Below are 16,168 nucleotides of genomic sequence, written 5' to 3'. Positions count from 1 at the left end.
CCGGTTAGCGGGTTTCGTTAAACAGTTCGCGACCGATCAACATGCGACGGATCTCACTGGTCCCGGCGCCAATTTCGTACAGCTTGGCGTCACGCAACAGACGACCGGCCGGGAATTCGTTGATGTAACCGTTGCCACCGAGAATCTGGATCGCGTCGAGGGCCATTTGCGTGGCGCGTTCGGCGCTGTAGAGGATCACGCCCGCGGCGTCTTTACGGGTGGTTTCCCCGCGCTCGCAGGCCTGGGCAACTGCGTACAGGTAGGCGCGGCTGGCGTTGAGTTGGGTGTACATGTCGGCGACTTTGCCCTGGATCAGCTGGAATTCGCCGATGCTCTGACCGAACTGTTTGCGGTCGTGAATGTAGGGAACGATCAGGTCCATGCAGGATTGCATGATCCCGGTCGGGCCACCGGAGAGCACAACGCGTTCGTAATCGAGGCCACTCATCAGCACCTTTACGCCGCCGTTCAGCACGCCAAGGATATTTTCCTCCGGCACCTCGACGTCATCGAAGAACAGCTCGCAGGTGTTCGAGCCGCGCATGCCGAGCTTGTCGAATTTGTTGCTGCGGCTGAAGCCTTTCGAGTCGCGTTCGACGATGAATGCGGTGATGCCGTGAGGACCTTTTTCCAGGTCGGTCTTGGCGTAGATCACGTAAGTGTTGGCGTCGGGGCCGTTGGTGATCCAGGTTTTGCTGCCGTTGAGCACGTAGTGATCGCCGCGTTTGTCGGCACGCAGTTTCATCGAGACCACGTCGGAGCCGGCATTTGGCTCACTCATGGCCAGGGCGCCGATGTGCTCGCCGCTGATCAGCTTCGGCAGGTATTTGATTTTCTGTTCGTGAGTGCCGTTGCGGTTGATCTGATTGACGCAGAGGTTGGAGTGCGCGCCGTAGGATAGCGCCACCGAGGCCGATCCCCGGCTGATTTCTTCCATGATCACCACGTGGGCCAGGTAACCCAGGCCAGCACCGCCGTACTCTTCCGGCACAGTGACGCCGAGCAGGCCCATGTCGCCGAATTTGCGCCACAGGTCGGCAGGGAACAGGTTGTCGATGTCGATCTGAGCGGCGCGCGGGGCGACCTCTTTGGCGACGAAGGACTGGACCTGATCGCGCAGCATGTCGATGGTCTCACCGAGGGCAAAGTTCAGGGATGGGTAGCTCATGGGTCACCTTTGGCTTTTTTGTTGGGCGGGGAGGACAGTGAATCAGCTCTCACCTTTACGTTAACGTAAGCCTGTGACGAATGGCTGTCAATCACCCTTTACGTTAACGTCAACTTGAGCGAGAGTAGAGCCAGTTCAAGATAGAACAGCGGACCTCCCATCGGGGCCGCCGTAACGCCCATTAATAAAGACAATAGGGGTCGTCATGGATCAACCCAGTGCAAGCCCGCAGCGCAGCTATACCCGCGGTTCCCAGGACAAAGCCTTGCTGGCGATGACTATAGGTCAGGCCTTTGACAGCACCGTCGCGAAGTACCCGAATGGGGAAGCGCTCGTCGTGCGCCATCAGAAGTTGCGCTACACATGGCAGCAATTGTCCGAAGCCGTAGACCTGCACGCCAGGGCGCTTCTGGCGCTAGGTTTGCAGACCGGCGACCGTCTCGGCATCTGGGCGCCGAACTGTGCGCAGTGGTGCATCAGCCAGTTTGCCAGCGCGAAGATTGGTGTGATCCTGGTCAACATCAACCCGGCGTATCGCAGCTCTGAACTCGAGTACGTGCTCAAGCAGTCGGGTTGCCAATGGCTGGTCTGCGCGAGTGCGTTCAAAACCTCTGATTACCACGCCATGCTTCAGAGCCTGGTGCCCGAACTGGCAGAGCAATCCATCGGGAAATTACAGAGCGAGCGCCTGCCTGAGTTACGCGGCGTCATCAGCCTTGATGCACAGCCGCCTTCCGGCTTTCTGCCTTGGTCGCAACTGGCGGATCTGGCCGCCAGCGTATCGGTACAGCAGCTGCACGAACGTCAGGAAAGCCTGCATTTCGACCAGGCCGTCAACATCCAGTACACCTCCGGCACCACGGGCTTCCCCAAGGGCGCGACCCTCAGTCATTACAACATTCTCAACAACGGGTACATGGTCGGTGAAAGCCTCGGTCTGACCGCTGATGATCGACTGGTCATTCCGGTGCCGCTTTACCATTGCTTTGGAATGGTGATGGGCAACCTCGGTTGCATCACTCACGGCAGCACCATGATTTACCCCAACGACGCATTTGATCCGCTGTTGACGCTCAGTACGGTCGCCGAAGAAAAAGCCACCGCGTTGTACGGCGTGCCCACCATGTTCATTGCCATGCTTGATCAGCCGCAGCGCGCCGAATTCGATCTGTCGAGTCTGCGTACCGGGATCATGGCCGGGGCGACCTGTCCCATTGAGGTGATGCGCCGGGTTATCAATGAAATGCACATGAGCGAAGTGCAGATTGCCTATGGCATGACGGAAACCAGTCCGGTGTCCTTGCAGACCGGTCCGTCGGACGAACTCGAATTGCGCGTTACCACTGTCGGTCGTACCCAACCGCAACTGGAAAGCAAAATTATCGATGAGGCCGGTAACCTGGTGCCGCGAGGCACCATTGGCGAGTTATGCACTCGCGGTTACAGCGTGATGCTCGGCTATTGGAACAACCCGCAAGGCACCGCCGAGGCCATCGATCAGGCCGGCTGGATGCATACCGGGGACCTGGCGAGCATGAACGAGGAGGGTTATGTCTGCATTGCCGGGCGTAACAAGGACATGATCATCCGTGGGGGCGAGAATGTTTACCCGCGCGAGCTGGAGGAGTTCTTCTTTACCCATCCGGCGGTGGCCGATGTGCAAGTGATCGGGATTCCGTGCTCGCGGTACGGTGAAGAGATTGTTGCCTGGATCAAGTTCCATCCGGGCCACAGCGCTACCGAGCAGGAGCTGCAAGTGTGGTGCAAGGAGCGCATCGCGCACTTCAAGACACCGCGGTACTTCAAGTTTGTGGAAGAGTTCCCGATGACGGTGACCGGGAAGATTCAGAAGTTTCGGATGCGTGAGATCAGTATCGAGGAGCTCAAAGCGATACCGTAGGAGCTGGCGCAGCCTGCGATCTTTTGATTTTGCTTTTTTGAAGATCAAAAGATCGCAGGCTGCGCCAGCTCCTACGGGGGATTTGTGTTGTGTCAGAGGGCGATGTTGAGCAGAAATCCAAATGCCAGAAAGCACAAAGGGGAGCCTAAGCTCCCCTTTAATTTGTCGTTGCGTGTGCTCTTTTTTTATTATTGAGGGGCGGTCATTTATTGTTTTTGGAAACCGTGACCCTTTTACCGCTGTTTTTTTCGATCCCCATCCGGGATCAAGAGCAAACGTATTTTTTTGAGCGCTGATCTGCTTTTTCGCCAAGCGATCCAACCAGTTCGGGAGCTACCTGAAGGTAGTTTTATTGTTCTCTGCCCGGTTGCGGGTTACTCCGAAAAGCACCCTGAAAAGCACACCTTCTCCAAAAAAATCTGTTAGCTACGTTTCTGCCGTGTTGTTCTTGTTATGTCAGATACGTTTCATCTTATTTTTATTGGTTTGCCGCTTTTTATTCTTGTTATGCCATAGAGATAGCAGGAGCCGTGCCAACTTTTAAAATACCTTTAAAATCAATGGCTTGAGTATTTGTCGGATTTTTCACTTAGCTCAAGCCAGACATTTTGTTTCCGTGTTACTCGTTTCCGCCCACGTTTCAGATGCAGCGGTAACACCCGGACACACCCGAGGACTCACTGCGCGCTGCGAGCCTTTGCCACGCGTGAGCCGGATGCTCGCCCCAGCACCGCACTGATCTGCTGCCCGGCCAGAATCAACGCGTCCAGGTCGATGCCGGTCTCGATGCCAAGGCCATTGAGCAGGTAAACCACATCTTCAGTCGCCACGTTACCGCTGGCGCCTTTGGCATATGGACAGCCACCTAGCCCGGCGATGGAACTGTCGAACACCGCGATGCCTTCCAGCAGGCTGGCGTAGATATTGGCCATGGCCTGGCCATAGGTGTCGTGGAAGTGCCCAGCGAGTTTTTCCCGTGGCACGTCAGCCGACACCACCTCGAACATCTTGCGGGTCGCGCCAGCGGTTCCGGTACCAATGGTGTCGCCCAGAGACACTTCGTAGCAGCCCATGGCGTAAAGCTCCCTGGCTACACGGGCCACTTGTGCCGGTTCAACGTTGCCTTCGTATGGGCATCCCAACACGCAAGAAACGTAACCCCGCACGCTCACGCCGTGTTGCCGGGCGGCGTCCATGATCGGCACAAAACGCTCCAGGCTTTCACTGATCGAGCAGTTGATGTTGCGCTGGGAAAACGCTTCGGACGCTGCTGCGAATACAGCCACTTCCTTTACCCCGGCGGCAATCGCGTCTTCAAACCCTCTGAGGTTGGGGGCCAGTGCACCGTAGGTAACACCTGGTTTGCGCTGGATCTGCGCGAAGACGTCAGCGGAACCGGCCATCTGCGGCACCCATTTGGGCGACACGAAGCTGCCGACTTCTATATAGCCCAGACCTGCGGCGGTCAGTGCATCGACCAGTTGCACCTTGTCGGCGACGCTGATCGGTTGGGCTTCGTTTTGCAGACCATCGCGAGGGCCGACTTCGACCAGGCGTACATGGGTAGGAAGGGACATGGGAATCGACCTGTGGTGTCTGAATTTTCGAATGACCCCGTGGGAGCAACGCTTACTCGCGATGGCGGCCTGTCAGTCGACATCAAGGTTGAAGGTCATACCCTCATCGCGAGCAAGCTTTGCTCCCACGGTATGGATGGGTGCGGTTACTGGCGTGCTTCCTGGCTCTTGATCGTCTGCTCCAGCGCCTGCACACAACGTTCTTGCGCCGTGTCCAGCTCCAGCTTCATCTGCTCAATGTCGAGCATCTGCTGTTCCAGCTGGTCGCGGCGTTCGGCAATCTTGTTCAACATGGTTTGCAGCTGCTTCTGATTGCCGCCGGTGGGGTCGTAGAGTTCGATCAGCTCGCGGCATTCTGCCAACGAAAAGCCAATGCGCTTGCCTCGCAGGATCAGCTTCAGGCTGACTTTGTCCCGCGGAGAATAAATACGTTCCTGCCCGCGCCGCTCGGGGCTCAGCAAGCCTTGCTCTTCATAAAAGCGAATGGCCCGGGTGGTGATGTCCAGTTCGCGGGCAAGGTCGGAAATGCTGTAGGTCTGGCTGCTCATGGGCGCGCTCGAAAAAGGTCATTGCGCTAAGCTAATGTCAGGTTGACGTTTACGTCAAGGGGCGTGAATTTTGGATGACCTTGCAGGCCTCATCGCGAGCAGGCGCGTCCACCTCTATGGCGAACGCACTTTCCGTATTTCAGCATTGAGGCTGCTACGGTACAACGGCCTATGCCTTGTCGAGCTTCTTCTCATGCGCCGTCACCTGCTGGCACAACTCGATCATCTGCTCGCGCATCCAGCGGTTGGCTGGATCCTGATCGGTGCTTTCATGCCAGTACAGATGGGTTTCCACCGGTGGCACATCGTTCACCGGCAAAGTGAAGGCGTGCAAGTCATTGCGGCGGGCGAAGCGCTCCGGCACGGTCATCACCATGTCAGTCTGTTGCAAGACTTGTGAAGCCATCAGGTAATGCTGGGAACGCAGGGCGATCTTGCGCTGGATCCCCATTTTGCCCAGCGCCAGGTCGACATGCCCCAGTCCACTGCGGCGACTGGAAATATGGATGTGGGTCTGGGACAGGTAATCATCCAGGGTGAATTTTTCCTTCCCCACCAAGGGATGGCCCTTGCGCATGGCGCACACGTACCGGTCTTCCATCAGCTTGACGTGACGTACCTGTGGGTCGGTATTGAGCGGAGCGTCGACGGCGAAGTCCAGACGACCGGCCGCCAGTTCCTTTGTGGTCTCTCGACGCTTGGACAAAAAGCTCTCGATGATCACCGTCGGGGCAAGGCGACGCAGACGCTGGAAAAGCGGTGGCAGAATCACCGCCTCGGTGAGGTCGGTCATGCTGATTCGATAGGTCTTGGCCGCCTGCAGCGGGTTGAAAATACGGCTTTCCTGCACGGAGACCCTCAGCAGGGAAAGCGCATTACGCACGGGGCCGATAATGTTCTGGGCCATGGGGGTCGGCACCATGCCCTGGGCGGTGCGCACGAACAACGGATCGTTGAAGGTTTCGCGCAAGCGGGCGAGGGCGTTGGAAACAGCAGGTTGAGTAATGCCGACGATTTGCCCCGCGCGCGTCAGGTTAGCTTCGGTGTAGATCGCGTCGAAGACGATGAAAAGGTTGAGGTCGACCTTGCTCAGATTCATGGCGCTGGGCTCTCTGCTCTTGTTATAGAAGGGTGGCTCGATCAGTCGATCATATATCGGTGATGAATGTTAATACACGCCGAGAATAGGCTAGGTAAATATTCGTAGCTGTTCTAGCATCGATTGCATGACCTGAACAACTCCTCGAAACCCCCGTTAAAAGGTAGAGCTGCCCATGGATTTCGCTTATTCGCCCAAGGTGCAAGAACTGCGTGAGCGCGTGACCGCGTTCATGGACACCTACGTTTATCCTGCTGAAGCTGTGTTCGAGCGCCAGGTCGCCGAGGGCGATCGCTGGCAGCCGACGGCGATCATGGAAGAACTCAAACTCAAGGCCAAGGCCGAAGGCCTGTGGAATTTGTTTCTGCCTGAGTCCGAGCTCGGCGCCGGCCTGACCAACCTGGAATACGCACCGCTGGCAGAAATCATGGGCCGCTCGCTGCTCGGTCCTGAGCCCTTCAACTGCTCGGCACCCGATACGGGAAACATGGAAGTGCTGGTGCGTTACGCCAACGAAGAGCAGAAACAACGCTGGCTCGAACCCCTGCTGCGCGGTGAAATCCGTTCGGCGTTCGCCATGACCGAGCCGGACGTGGCTTCGTCTGACGCCACCAACATGGCTGCTCGTGCTGTGCGCGATGGTGACGAGTGGGTCATTAATGGCAAGAAATGGTGGACCTCAGGTGCCTGCGATCCACGCTGCAAAATCCTGATCTTCATGGGCTTGAGCAATCCTGACGCGCCGCGTCATGCCCAGCACTCAATGATTCTCGTGCCGGTGGACGCTCCCGGCGTGAAGATTGTGCGTCCGCTGCCGGTATTCGGTTATGACGATGCACCGCATGGTCACGCAGAAGTCCTGTTCGAGAATGTGCGGGTGCCTTACGAGAACGTCCTGCTGGGCGAAGGTCGGGGCTTCGAAATCGCACAAGGTCGTCTCGGCCCTGGCCGAATTCACCACTGCATGCGCTCGATCGGCATGGCTGAGCGGGCGCTGGAACTGATGTGCAAGCGCTCGGTGAGCCGTACCGCGTTCGGCAAACCATTGGCGCGTCTGGGTGGCAACATCGACAAGATTGCCGATTCGCGGATGGAAATCGACATGGCGCGTCTGTTGACGTTGAAAGCGGCGTACATGATGGACACCGTCGGTAACAAGGTGGCGAAGAGCGAGATTGCGCAAATCAAGGTTGTCGCCCCCAACGTAGCGTTGCGGGTGATCGACCGGGCGATCCAGATCCATGGCGGGGCAGGGGTGTCCAACGATTTCCCGCTGGCCTACATGTATGCGATGCAGCGCACCTTGCGACTGGCTGATGGCCCGGACGAAGTGCACCGTGCAGCAATCGGCAAGTTCGAGATCGGTAAATATGTACCCAAGGAAATGATGCGCAGCAGTCACTGATTCCCTCTTTGAAGATAATCGGGGTCTATGTGGGAGTGAGCCTGCTCGCGATGACGGACTGACATTCATTCAACATTGAATGTCCGATCGCAATCGCGAGCAGGCTCGCTCCAACACATTTTTCAATTCGTCAGTCGATGGTCGGAAGTCCATAGAAAGCCCGCGCGCATGCGGTGCTGTGGGCCGCCAGATCTTCCTCGCTTTCCCCTCGATGCACCGCCACTTCGCGCAAGACTTCGGTCAGGTACGCCGGTTCGTTTCGGCCATTTTTAGGCTTGGGCCGCAAGCTGCGCGGCAACAGATACGGCGCATCGCTTTCCAGCATCAACCGCCCGCGTTTGATTTCCTTCACTAACGGATGAAGGTGCGTGCCTCGACGCTCGTCGCAAATCCATCCCGTAATGCCGATGTGCAAATCCAGGTCGAGGTAACTGAACAGCGCTTTCTTTTCTCCGGTGAAGCAATGCACGACGGCGGCAGGCAACTGATCGCGGTAGTCACGCAGGATGTCCAGCAAGCGCTGGCTCGCATCACGTTCGTGGAGGAATACCGGCATTTGCAGCTCGACCGCCATCGCCAGATGTTCTTCCAGGACTTTTTCCTGTTGTGGGCGGGGGGAGAAATCTCGATTGAAATCCAGCCCGCATTCACCCACGGCCACCACGTTTGGCTCCCTGAGCAAACTGCGCAGACGCTGAGCGCTGTCGGCGTTCCAGTCGCTGGCGGAGTGAGGGTGAATGCCGGCGGTGGCGAACAGCCGTTGAGTGCTTTCATCCAGTTGCTGGCACAGCTCCAGCGCCTGTTCGCTGCCTTCTACGCTGGTCCCGGTCAGTACCAGTTGGCACACGCCGGCGGCGTACGCGCGGTCGAGTACAGCCTGGTGTTTGCCGGCAAAACTGGGGTTGGTCAGGTTGACGCCGATATCGATGAGTTGCATGGTGCTACCTCGGACCAAAGGCCGGAAAGCATATCAGAGCTGTAGATTTATAAGAAAAGCCAAGAACTACAACGAGTTGAAGCTGTCTTTTGATGCCGCGAGGCAGGTCGGGCTGGTCAGGTTGCTACCGCGACGCCAGTTTTACGCGCTTTGTCAGCTCTGTTTCTGTCGTTCGATTTCGCGAAATCTTGAAATCGGCCAGTATTCTTTTCGGAGAGTGGATGATACGTCCCTCGATTTTGTTACTGCTGTGTGGTGCTTTGCTGCTGCCGATGCCGGCAGAGGCGCGTCTGGCCGGACCTTCGCAAGTCGTGCCGTCGGCCAAGGTGCGTGATTTGGCGGAAATTCGCAGCAGTCGCGTACTGCGGGTACTGGTCAATCAAAGCCGTAACAGCTCCGGCGAAGTCCAGGGCCAGCCCATCGGTGTCGAATACCATCGCCTGCGCGCCTTCGAGCAATACCTCAACGGCCACGCCCGTGACGGTCAGGAAATCACGTTCAAGATCATCCCCAAAGGCAAGGATCAGCTGATTGGTGCCTTGCAGCGAGGAGAGGGAGACCTGGTGGCGCCAGGTGAGCTGCTCGATCTGCAGCCCGGCCATGCCGTCAGTACCAGTGAGCCGATCGCCAGCAATGTTCCGCTGGTTTTGGTCGGTATCAAGGGCGAGCGCCGTTACACCCGTCTTGAGCAACTGTCCGGCAAAACCCTGGCGCTGCCTACAGGCAGCGCTGCCGGGGACGCGGTCAGTCAGATCAACCAGAAACTTGCCCTGCATAAACTGCCACCGGTGAAAATCGAGTGGGTCGATCCCAGCCTGGCGGTCGAGGACGTGCTGGAAATGGTTCAGGGCGGAATTTTTCACCTGACCATCGTCGAACAACCTATCGCCGAACGGTGGGGCAAAATCCTGCCGAAACTGCGATTTGACCGGCAGGTTCTGATCAGCGATCCGGGCGAGGAGTTCTGGTTCGTGCGCCGCGATGCGTCGATGTTGCGGGCGAGCATTGATCGCTTTCTGCTGACCTACAAGAAACCTTCGGATCAGGATGTGGCTTTCCTGCGTATCTACCGACGCCTCTATCAGGTGCACTATCCGCTCGCCAAGGCCAATCGCCAGCGGCTGGAGAAGCTAAGACCTGTGCTGCAGAAACATGCCGATGCCCAGGGCATGGACTGGCTGAATCTGGCGGCACTGGCGTTCAAGGAATCCGCATTGCAACCCAATGCCCGAAGTGGCAGCGGCCCTACCGGTCTGATGCAGATCACCCCCTCTGCGGCCCAGCGGGTGGGCGTCGACAATATCCAGGAGCTCGATGCCAACGTGCAGGCCGGGGCGAAGTACCTGGCGATGATTCGTCGCAAGTTCTTTTCAAGTCCCAAACTCAATGAGCGTGAGCGCATGGCGTTCGTGCTGGCGGCCTACAATATTGGGCCGGAACGGGTTCAAGGTATGCGCGCCGAAGCACGACGACGCGGCTTGAACCCCAATCAGTGGTTCTTCCAGGTTGAGCGCATTGCCATGGAGCAGGTGGGAATGGGCCCTGTCAGCTATGTTAATAGCGTGAACAAGTATTACTTGGCGTTCGATCGGGAGCGGGAATCGTTGGAGCCTCCGGGGCAAAAAGTTGCCTCACGTAAATGATCGACTAAACTGATTGTTATGGTGGAGTATTTGCGCTTTTAACATGAGCTTTTCCGATTAATATAGCGGCCAACCAACCTACAACCCAAAAATGGATGACACAGCATGAGCACACTGATCAACAAGGTACTGTTTACCCGCGCCGGCTACGGCCTGACGGTCCTGCGGATCTTCGTCGGAATCATCTTCGCTGCCCACGGCTCGCAGAAACTGTTCGGCGCGTTTGGTGGGTACGGGTTGGCCGGCACTGCGCAATACATGGAAAGCCTCGGCCTGACACCGGGCTACGTGATGGCGACATTGGCCGGTGGTACCGAGTTTTTCGCGGGTCTTGCCCTGATCATCGGGCTATTGGTTCGTCCTGCGGCGCTGGGTTTGGCGTTCCTTTCCCTGGTGGCAATCTTTACCGTGCATATCAGCCACGGTCTGTTCATGGCCAATAACGGTTATGAATTTGCCCTGGCCTTGTTGGGTGGCAGCATCGCGGTACTGATCGAAGGTGCCGGCAAGCTGTCGGTGGACCGTGCCATCGCGGGCTGACCGCTCTGGTTCAACGAAAAGGCCTGCATTTCGCAGGCCTTTTTTGTTGCTCGATATTCTTGACACTCCTGCGTCAGCTTCTCTAGGATGCTGCTCATGCGCCGATTTAAACAGCTACTTGCGGGGCGCCAGGTGACTCATTCAGTTGCCGATAGAAGCTTGAAACGGGCTTCGAAATACCGCTAAAGCGCTGGTTCGGTGTTGCCTCTCACCTGCCATGCAGACTTTTGAGGCAGAGACACGACACGATGAATGCACTAAGCCCCGTTATACGTCCCGCGCCGATCACGGCACATCTCACCCAGCGCAATCCAAAAATCCTGCTTGGCGGTAAACATCAGCCGACGCTTTTGCGTTATCTCGATGGATGGCCTCGCCGCACCGGCGGTCCAGCTGCTTTTCTGATCCAGTTTGTCGAAGACGGTGAATCACTTGCTCGATTCGCCAACGACAGCTTCGACCTGGCGGTGATTCAATCTCCAAGCCTTGAAGACGCGGTGGAAGTCATCAAGCAACTGACCCGTGTAGCTCGGCAGGGGCTCATTACCCGTCGCTGAATCTCAGCGCAGACCGATGAGCGAGCGTGCCGGCTTCTTTTTCTCGACTGATCAGACAAGCCCTTTCAAGGCCAGATCGTAGGGCTCGCAGCCTTTGCTGGTGAAGCTCCGGTATCGGCCGAACAGGCGGATCAGGTAGATCGAGCCAACGTTCATGTAGCCCAAGCGGTAGATGGACTTCAACGAATCGAAATTGCTCGACTCGACATAGGAGACCAGGCCCTTGTGACCTTCCTCAAGGTAGTGCTTGAGCGCGAGATTCATACCGATCGCATGCAGGCGCTGACCGCGATAGTCATGATGGGTGAAACCCTTGTACATGTACACGAAGGACGAGTCGAAGTGCAGGAACAGCTCCGGCGGATCGATATGCGTGGGTTGCCGCGAGTACCAGCCGTAGGAGGCCAGTACCGCGCCATCGAAGATGCCAAAGCACTGATCGCCCTTGGCTATGGACTCTTCAATGAAACTCTCGGGCATCTCGTTCACTGGATCGCGCGAGTAGTGGCGCATCATCTGTTCACTGAGAAACATCGGCTTGAAGTTCGAGGGGTAGTCGAGAAATTTGCTGTCGACTTTCTGCAGCGTTACGCCGCGCAGTATCTTGAACAGCATGAAGGCGTTGACCGTCTTCAACAACAGCTGGTGAATCGCGTTGGATAACCCGTTCTTACGAATCTTCGTTTGGCTTTTCTGAAGCAGCTGCTGCACGATCATGGCGTCCTCCACAAAAAATATCCGGATGGAAAAGGCAATATGCATGACGATCAAATGCCAGTTTTTTGTCCTTTGTAACAAGATGTTAGCTAGTTAAATTTTGTTTGCTCGGAAAAGCGTCATAAAACCACCGATACTTTGTACCAAAAAATAGAATCGATTGAGTTTTCTGAGCTATCTGATTGAGTCGTAAACGATTCCTTTTTGGCTTGCTGCACGGAAGTTAGAATGTTGCAGTGCCCGCTACCTTTCAGGTTAGTGGAAAGCCTGGCGTTACTCCCCGCCAGTTCGTGATCGCCCCAGGAGACGCCCGACTTGAGTACCAACATCATCACAAAGGAAGGTCATGAGGCCCTGAAAAATGAGCTCGATTTTCTTTGGCGAGAAAAGCGTCCGGACACCACTCGCAAGGTGACCTGGGCAGCGTCACTGGGTGACCGTAGTGAAAATGCCGACTATCAGTACAACAAGAAGCTGCTGCGGGAAATTGATCGCAGGGTCAGATACCTTCGCAAGCGGCTTGAAGATGTGCGGGTGGTCGAGTACTCGCCTGAGCAGGAAGGAAGAGTCTTTTTCGGGGCTTGGGTCGAGATTGAAAACGAAGCGGGGGACATCAAGAAATTTCGGGTTGTCGGCTATGACGAAATCTACGGTCGCAACGATTACATCTCGATCGACTCTCCGATGGCGCGTGCACTATTGAAGAAGGAAGTGGGCGATGAGGCCGTTGTGCAGACGCCGAACGGTGAAATGTTGTGGTGGATCAACCAGGTTTCTTATCCGCAGTAGCCGCAGTTAATCACCAAACCTGGCCGCGCTTCACTTTCCAGAAGTAACCGCGCGGTGTCAGGGTTTGTGAGGTAACGCGAGGTGACTTACATCAACCCTCGCGCAGTACGGTCAGTGGGCTCGCGTTCAAGGCTCGACGTGTGCCAAAAACTCCGGCACCGCCGATCAGCACGGCACCGATCAATGGCAGGACCAGCAACCACGGGTGCGGATGCCAAGGCAGGTCGAATGCGTAGCGATATAGCACCAGGCTAACCAGTTCCGATCCCAGCGCTGCCAGTAATCCACTGACTGCGCCCAGCAGACCGAACTCGATCCGTCGGGCCTTGACCAGCAATTTGCGCTCCGCCCCCAGTGCGCGCAGCAAGGCGCCTTGGCGAATACGTTCATCCAGTGTGGCTTGCAACCCGGAAAACAGCACCGCCATACCCGCCGCCAATACAAACAACAGGACATACTCCACCGCCAGGGTGACCTGGGCGAGGATGCTGCGCAGCTGTTCCAGCAGGGCTTCCACTTGCAGGATGGTCACCGCGGGGAAGCTGCGGGAGAGGTCCACGATTTGCTGATCATGACCGGCTGCCAGATAGAAGCTGGTCAGATAGGTCGCCGGTAAATCTTTCAATGTGCCGGGCTGGAAGATCATGAAAAAGTTGGGCTGGAAGTTGTCCCAGTTGATGTCCCGCAAGCTGGTGACTTTCGCTTCGCGATTGACCCCGCCGACGGTAAAGACCAGATGATCGCCGAGCTTGAGCTTAAGACTTTCAGCAACCTTGCCTTCCACGGACACGCCGGGGATATCCTCGGGGGCCTGTTCTATCCACCAATTGCCCGCCGTGAGTGTGTTGCCTGGAGGCAGGTCCGCTGCCCACGTCAGGCTCAGATCCCGCTGGATCGCCCGGTCACCGGCAGAGTCCTTGCTGACGATTTCCTGAACCGGCTCGCCATTGATGCTGATCAAACGCCCCGGCACCACCGGGTATAACGGCGCCGCTTGTGCGGACAGTTCGATCAGGCGATCGGTAAACGCCTGCTTGTCCGCCGGCAGAATGTTCAGCGCAAAATAGTTGGGAGCGTTTTTGGGCAGTTGATTCTGCCAGGTGTCCAGCAGTTCACCTCGCAGCAGTGCGATCAATGCCATGGACAGCAGGATCAGGCCGAAGGCCAGGGATTGTCCCGCAGCCGCCAGTGGATGGCGCAGCAATTGGCCCAACCCCAGTCGCCACGGCAACGACGCGCGGGCCAGCATACGGCGCAGGCTTTTGAGCAGCAGTAACAGCAATCCGCCCAGGACCACGGCGGCAATGACGCCGCCACCGAGCAGGGCAAAGGTCAGCACCAGGTCCAGGCTCAGCCGCCACATGATCAATCCCAGCGCACCCAGCGCGGCGCCGTAAACCATCCAGGTGCTGGATGGAATGGGCAGCATGTCCCGGCGCAGGACCCGCAATGGTGGAACACGACCCAGGGCGGCCAACGGTGGCAGGGCGAACCCGGCGAGTGCCACCAGCCCGGTGCCGATACCGGCGACGGCTGGAAACAGGCCGCCCGGTGGCACATCGCTCGGCAACAGATCATGCAACAGTGCAAACAGTCCGAGCTGCGCCAGCCAGCCGATAACGGCACCGCTGATGCTCGCGAGCAGTCCCAGCACTGTCAGCTGCAAACTGAACAACACCATGGTTTCCCGCCGGGACAGACCGAGACAACGCAGTAACGCACTGGCGTCGAACCGGCGAGTTGCAAAGCGAGTTGCCGACAAGGCGACCGCCACACCGGATAGCAACACCGCCACGAGACTGGCCATGTTCAGGTAACGTTCGGCCTTGCCCAGCGCGCCCCCGATCTGCCGGTTGCCATCGCGGGCATCCTGCAGGCGCTGGTTTGCGGCCAGCCCGGGTTTGATCAGTTGACGATAGGTTTCCAGCGCTTCGGCTTTGCCACGCCAGAGTTCGCGGTAGCTGACCCGGCTGCCGGGTTGTACTACGCCGGTCGCCGTGAGGTCGCTGAGGTTGATCATCACGCGTGGTGTGAGGCTATAGAAGTTGCCAGCACGATCGGGCTCGTAGGTCAGTACTCGAGCCAGCTTGAGTGTTTTCATGCCGACGTCGATGCTGTCGCCGATCTTGAGGTCCAGCGCCGTCAACAGTCGTGCTTCGACCCAGGCTTCCCCGGATTCAGGCCCGCCACCGGATTCTTCCGGAGCGAAGGGCGCAGGGGCGCTTTTCAGCTCTCCTCGCAGGGGGTAGGCGTCATCGGCGGCTTTGATGCTCGACAGTTGAATGCCGTTGTCAGTGGCAATGACGCTGGAGAACTCGACGACCTGAGCATGTTCTAGCCCCAGCTCCGTACCGCTTTTGATTTGTTCGGGTCTTGCCGGTGAACTGCCTTCGAGCAGCAGGTCGGCACCGAGGAATTCCGTGGCGCGCAGCATCATGGCGCCGTTGAGACGGGCACCGAAGTATCCGATCGCGGTACTCGCCGCAACTGCCACCAGCAAAGCAAAGAACAACACGCGCAACTCACCGGCGCGGGCGTCGCGCAGCAGTTGACGAATGGCGAGGCTGAACAAACGCAAAAACGGCAGGCGTGCCATCAAGGCTCCAGGGGGGCGACCAGCAGGCCGGCTTCAAGTCGGATCAGGCGCCGGCAGCGATGTGCCAGGCGTTCGTCGTGAGTTACCAGCACCAGGGTCGTGCCGCGTTCCTTGTTGAGTTCGAACAACAGATCGCTGATCCGCTCGCCCGTGTGGCTGTCGAGGTTGCCAGTGGGTTCGTCGGCGAACAACACGTCGGGTTCGGCGGCAAACGCACGGGCAATGGCCACTCGCTGCTGCTCGCCTCCGGAGAGTTGCCTTGGCGAATGGGTCAATCGTTGGCCCAGCCCAACCCGTTGCAGCAGCTCCGTAGCGCGCTCGCGAGCGTCTTTACGGCCGTCAAGCTCCAGCGGCAGCATGACGTTTTCCAGCGCGTTGAGGCTGTCGAGCAATTGGAATGATTGAAAGACAAAGCCGACGTGTTCGGCGCGGATACGAGCGCGCTGGTCTTCATCGAGATTACTCAGGGCCTGGCCGGCGAGCGTGACTTCGCCGCTGCTCGGCAGATCGAGACCGGCGAGCAAGCCGAGGAGGGTGGATTTGCCCGAACCCGAGGCGCCGACGATAGCCAGGCTATCGCCCTTGTTCAGTTCCAGGCTGAGTTCGTGCAGGATAGTCAGTTCACCTTCCGCGCTGGGTACCACTTTGCTGAGGTTCTTCGCGGTGAGAATGCTTGCGCCCATGGAGAATCC

At 57.7% G+C, this 16,168-nt stretch carries 14 protein-coding genes; 6 read left to right on the top strand and 8 right to left on the bottom strand.

The annotated features are described in order from the left end of the window. Positions 1-4: 4 nt before the first annotated feature. Positions 5-1,168: an isovaleryl-CoA dehydrogenase gene (locus ACA063_RS19835; protein WP_497663041.1), complete on the bottom strand. Its 1,164-nt coding sequence runs from the start codon at positions 1,166-1,168 to the stop codon at positions 5-7. Between the two features lie 205 nt (positions 1,169-1,373). Here ACA063_RS19835 and ACA063_RS19830 point away from each other — a divergent pair, with 205 nt between their 5' ends. Beyond that, positions 1,374-3,068 (top strand): AMP-binding protein, encoded by a 1,695-nt coding sequence (locus tag ACA063_RS19830; protein WP_497663040.1) that lies wholly within the window; start codon positions 1,374-1,376, stop codon positions 3,066-3,068. A 677-nt stretch (positions 3,069-3,745) separates the two neighbouring features. Here ACA063_RS19830 and ACA063_RS19825 read toward each other — a convergent pair. From ACA063_RS19825 to ACA063_RS19815, 3 genes are all read right to left on the bottom strand, one after another. After that, complete coding sequence (locus tag ACA063_RS19825) at positions 3,746-4,645, bottom strand: hydroxymethylglutaryl-CoA lyase (protein WP_497663039.1); 900 nt, start codon at positions 4,643-4,645, stop codon at positions 3,746-3,748. A 146-nt stretch (positions 4,646-4,791) separates the two neighbouring features. Further along, positions 4,792-5,193 (bottom strand): MerR family transcriptional regulator, encoded by a 402-nt coding sequence (locus ACA063_RS19820; protein WP_497663038.1) that lies wholly within the window; start codon positions 5,191-5,193, stop codon positions 4,792-4,794. A 169-nt stretch (positions 5,194-5,362) separates the two neighbouring features. Continuing rightward, the gene (locus ACA063_RS19815; protein WP_162437536.1) at positions 5,363-6,292 is read right to left on the bottom strand and encodes a LysR family transcriptional regulator; all 930 of its coding nucleotides are present in this window, start codon (positions 6,290-6,292) and stop codon (positions 5,363-5,365) included. 175 nt (positions 6,293-6,467) lie between these two features. Here ACA063_RS19815 and ACA063_RS19810 point away from each other — a divergent pair, with 175 nt between their 5' ends. Next, positions 6,468-7,697, top strand: coding sequence for an acyl-CoA dehydrogenase (locus ACA063_RS19810; protein WP_162437535.1), 1,230 nt, complete (start codon positions 6,468-6,470; stop codon positions 7,695-7,697). A 130-nt stretch (positions 7,698-7,827) separates the two neighbouring features. On the opposite strand, the gene ACA063_RS19805 is transcribed toward ACA063_RS19810, so the two are convergent. Beyond that, a complete protein-coding gene (locus ACA063_RS19805; protein ID WP_497663037.1) occupies positions 7,828-8,634 on the bottom strand; it encodes a TatD family hydrolase in 807 nt (268 codons plus the stop codon). Between the two features lie 221 nt (positions 8,635-8,855). Between ACA063_RS19805 and ACA063_RS19800 the strand changes: the two genes are divergently transcribed. The 3 genes from ACA063_RS19800 to ACA063_RS19790 all read left to right on the top strand — a co-directional run bounded on the left by ACA063_RS19800 (position 8,856) and on the right by ACA063_RS19790 (position 11,374). Then, the gene (locus ACA063_RS19800) at positions 8,856-10,277 is read left to right on the top strand and encodes an MltF family protein (protein ID WP_497663036.1); all 1,422 of its coding nucleotides are present in this window, start codon (positions 8,856-8,858) and stop codon (positions 10,275-10,277) included. Between the two features lie 105 nt (positions 10,278-10,382). Then, on the top strand, positions 10,383-10,817 hold the full coding sequence (locus ACA063_RS19795; RefSeq protein ID WP_150712628.1) for a DoxX family protein: 435 nt from the start codon (positions 10,383-10,385) through the stop codon (positions 10,815-10,817). A 248-nt stretch (positions 10,818-11,065) separates the two neighbouring features. Then, positions 11,066-11,374: a class I SAM-dependent methyltransferase gene (locus ACA063_RS19790; RefSeq protein ID WP_497663035.1), complete on the top strand. Its 309-nt coding sequence runs from the start codon at positions 11,066-11,068 to the stop codon at positions 11,372-11,374. A 51-nt stretch (positions 11,375-11,425) separates the two neighbouring features. Here the strand turns inward: ACA063_RS19790 and ACA063_RS19785 are convergent, their stop codons facing one another. Further along, entirely contained in the window at positions 11,426-12,091 is a 666-nt protein-coding gene (locus tag ACA063_RS19785) for a GNAT family N-acetyltransferase (protein ID WP_497663034.1), read from the bottom strand. Positions 12,092-12,406: 315 nt separating this feature from the next. On the opposite strand from ACA063_RS19785, the gene greB reads away from it, so the two are divergent. Beyond that, on the top strand, positions 12,407-12,880 hold the full coding sequence (greB, locus tag ACA063_RS19780) for a transcription elongation factor GreB (RefSeq protein WP_497663033.1): 474 nt from the start codon (positions 12,407-12,409) through the stop codon (positions 12,878-12,880). A gap of 91 nt (positions 12,881-12,971) precedes the next feature. Here greB and ACA063_RS19775 read toward each other — a convergent pair whose 3' ends face one another. Then, positions 12,972-15,476: an ABC transporter permease gene (locus ACA063_RS19775; RefSeq protein ID WP_497663032.1), complete on the bottom strand. Its 2,505-nt coding sequence runs from the start codon at positions 15,474-15,476 to the stop codon at positions 12,972-12,974. Next, the gene (locus tag ACA063_RS19770; protein ID WP_123510220.1) at positions 15,476-16,159 is read right to left on the bottom strand and encodes an ABC transporter ATP-binding protein; all 684 of its coding nucleotides are present in this window, start codon (positions 16,157-16,159) and stop codon (positions 15,476-15,478) included. Before ACA063_RS19770 ends, ACA063_RS19775 begins: the two co-directional genes overlap by 1 nt. Positions 16,160-16,168 lie beyond the last annotated feature (9 nt).

Source organism: Pseudomonas sp. LBUM1643, assembly GCF_059716215.1.
The sequence above is the reverse complement of the archived record's forward strand: the minus strand, read 5'-3'. Positions and strand labels throughout refer to the sequence as shown.

Bases quoted from the DNA above. Each gene is read 5' to 3' on its own strand.
- ACA063_RS19835 (WP_497663041.1), bottom strand. From the start codon at position 1,168: ATGAGCTACCCATCCCTGAACTTTGCCCTCGGTGAGACCATCGACATG.
- ACA063_RS19830 (WP_497663040.1), top strand. From the start codon at position 1,374: ATGGATCAACCCAGTGCAAGCCCGCAGCGCAGCTATACCCGCGGTTCC.
- ACA063_RS19825 (WP_497663039.1), bottom strand. From the start codon at position 4,645: ATGTCCCTTCCTACCCATGTACGCCTGGTCGAAGTCGGCCCTCGCGAT.
- ACA063_RS19820 (WP_497663038.1), bottom strand. From the start codon at position 5,193: ATGAGCAGCCAGACCTACAGCATTTCCGACCTTGCCCGCGAACTGGAC.
- ACA063_RS19815 (WP_162437536.1), bottom strand. From the start codon at position 6,292: ATGAATCTGAGCAAGGTCGACCTCAACCTTTTCATCGTCTTCGACGCG.
- ACA063_RS19810 (WP_162437535.1), top strand. From the start codon at position 6,468: ATGGATTTCGCTTATTCGCCCAAGGTGCAAGAACTGCGTGAGCGCGTG.
- ACA063_RS19805 (WP_497663037.1), bottom strand. From the start codon at position 8,634: ATGCAACTCATCGATATCGGCGTCAACCTGACCAACCCCAGTTTTGCC.
- ACA063_RS19800 (WP_497663036.1), top strand. From the start codon at position 8,856: ATGATACGTCCCTCGATTTTGTTACTGCTGTGTGGTGCTTTGCTGCTG.
- ACA063_RS19795 (WP_150712628.1), top strand. From the start codon at position 10,383: ATGAGCACACTGATCAACAAGGTACTGTTTACCCGCGCCGGCTACGGC.
- ACA063_RS19790 (WP_497663035.1), top strand. From the start codon at position 11,066: ATGAATGCACTAAGCCCCGTTATACGTCCCGCGCCGATCACGGCACAT.
- ACA063_RS19785 (WP_497663034.1), bottom strand. From the start codon at position 12,091: ATGATCGTGCAGCAGCTGCTTCAGAAAAGCCAAACGAAGATTCGTAAG.
- ACA063_RS19775 (WP_497663032.1), bottom strand. From the start codon at position 15,476: ATGGCACGCCTGCCGTTTTTGCGTTTGTTCAGCCTCGCCATTCGTCAA.
- ACA063_RS19770 (WP_123510220.1), bottom strand. From the start codon at position 16,159: ATGGGCGCAAGCATTCTCACCGCGAAGAACCTCAGCAAAGTGGTACCC.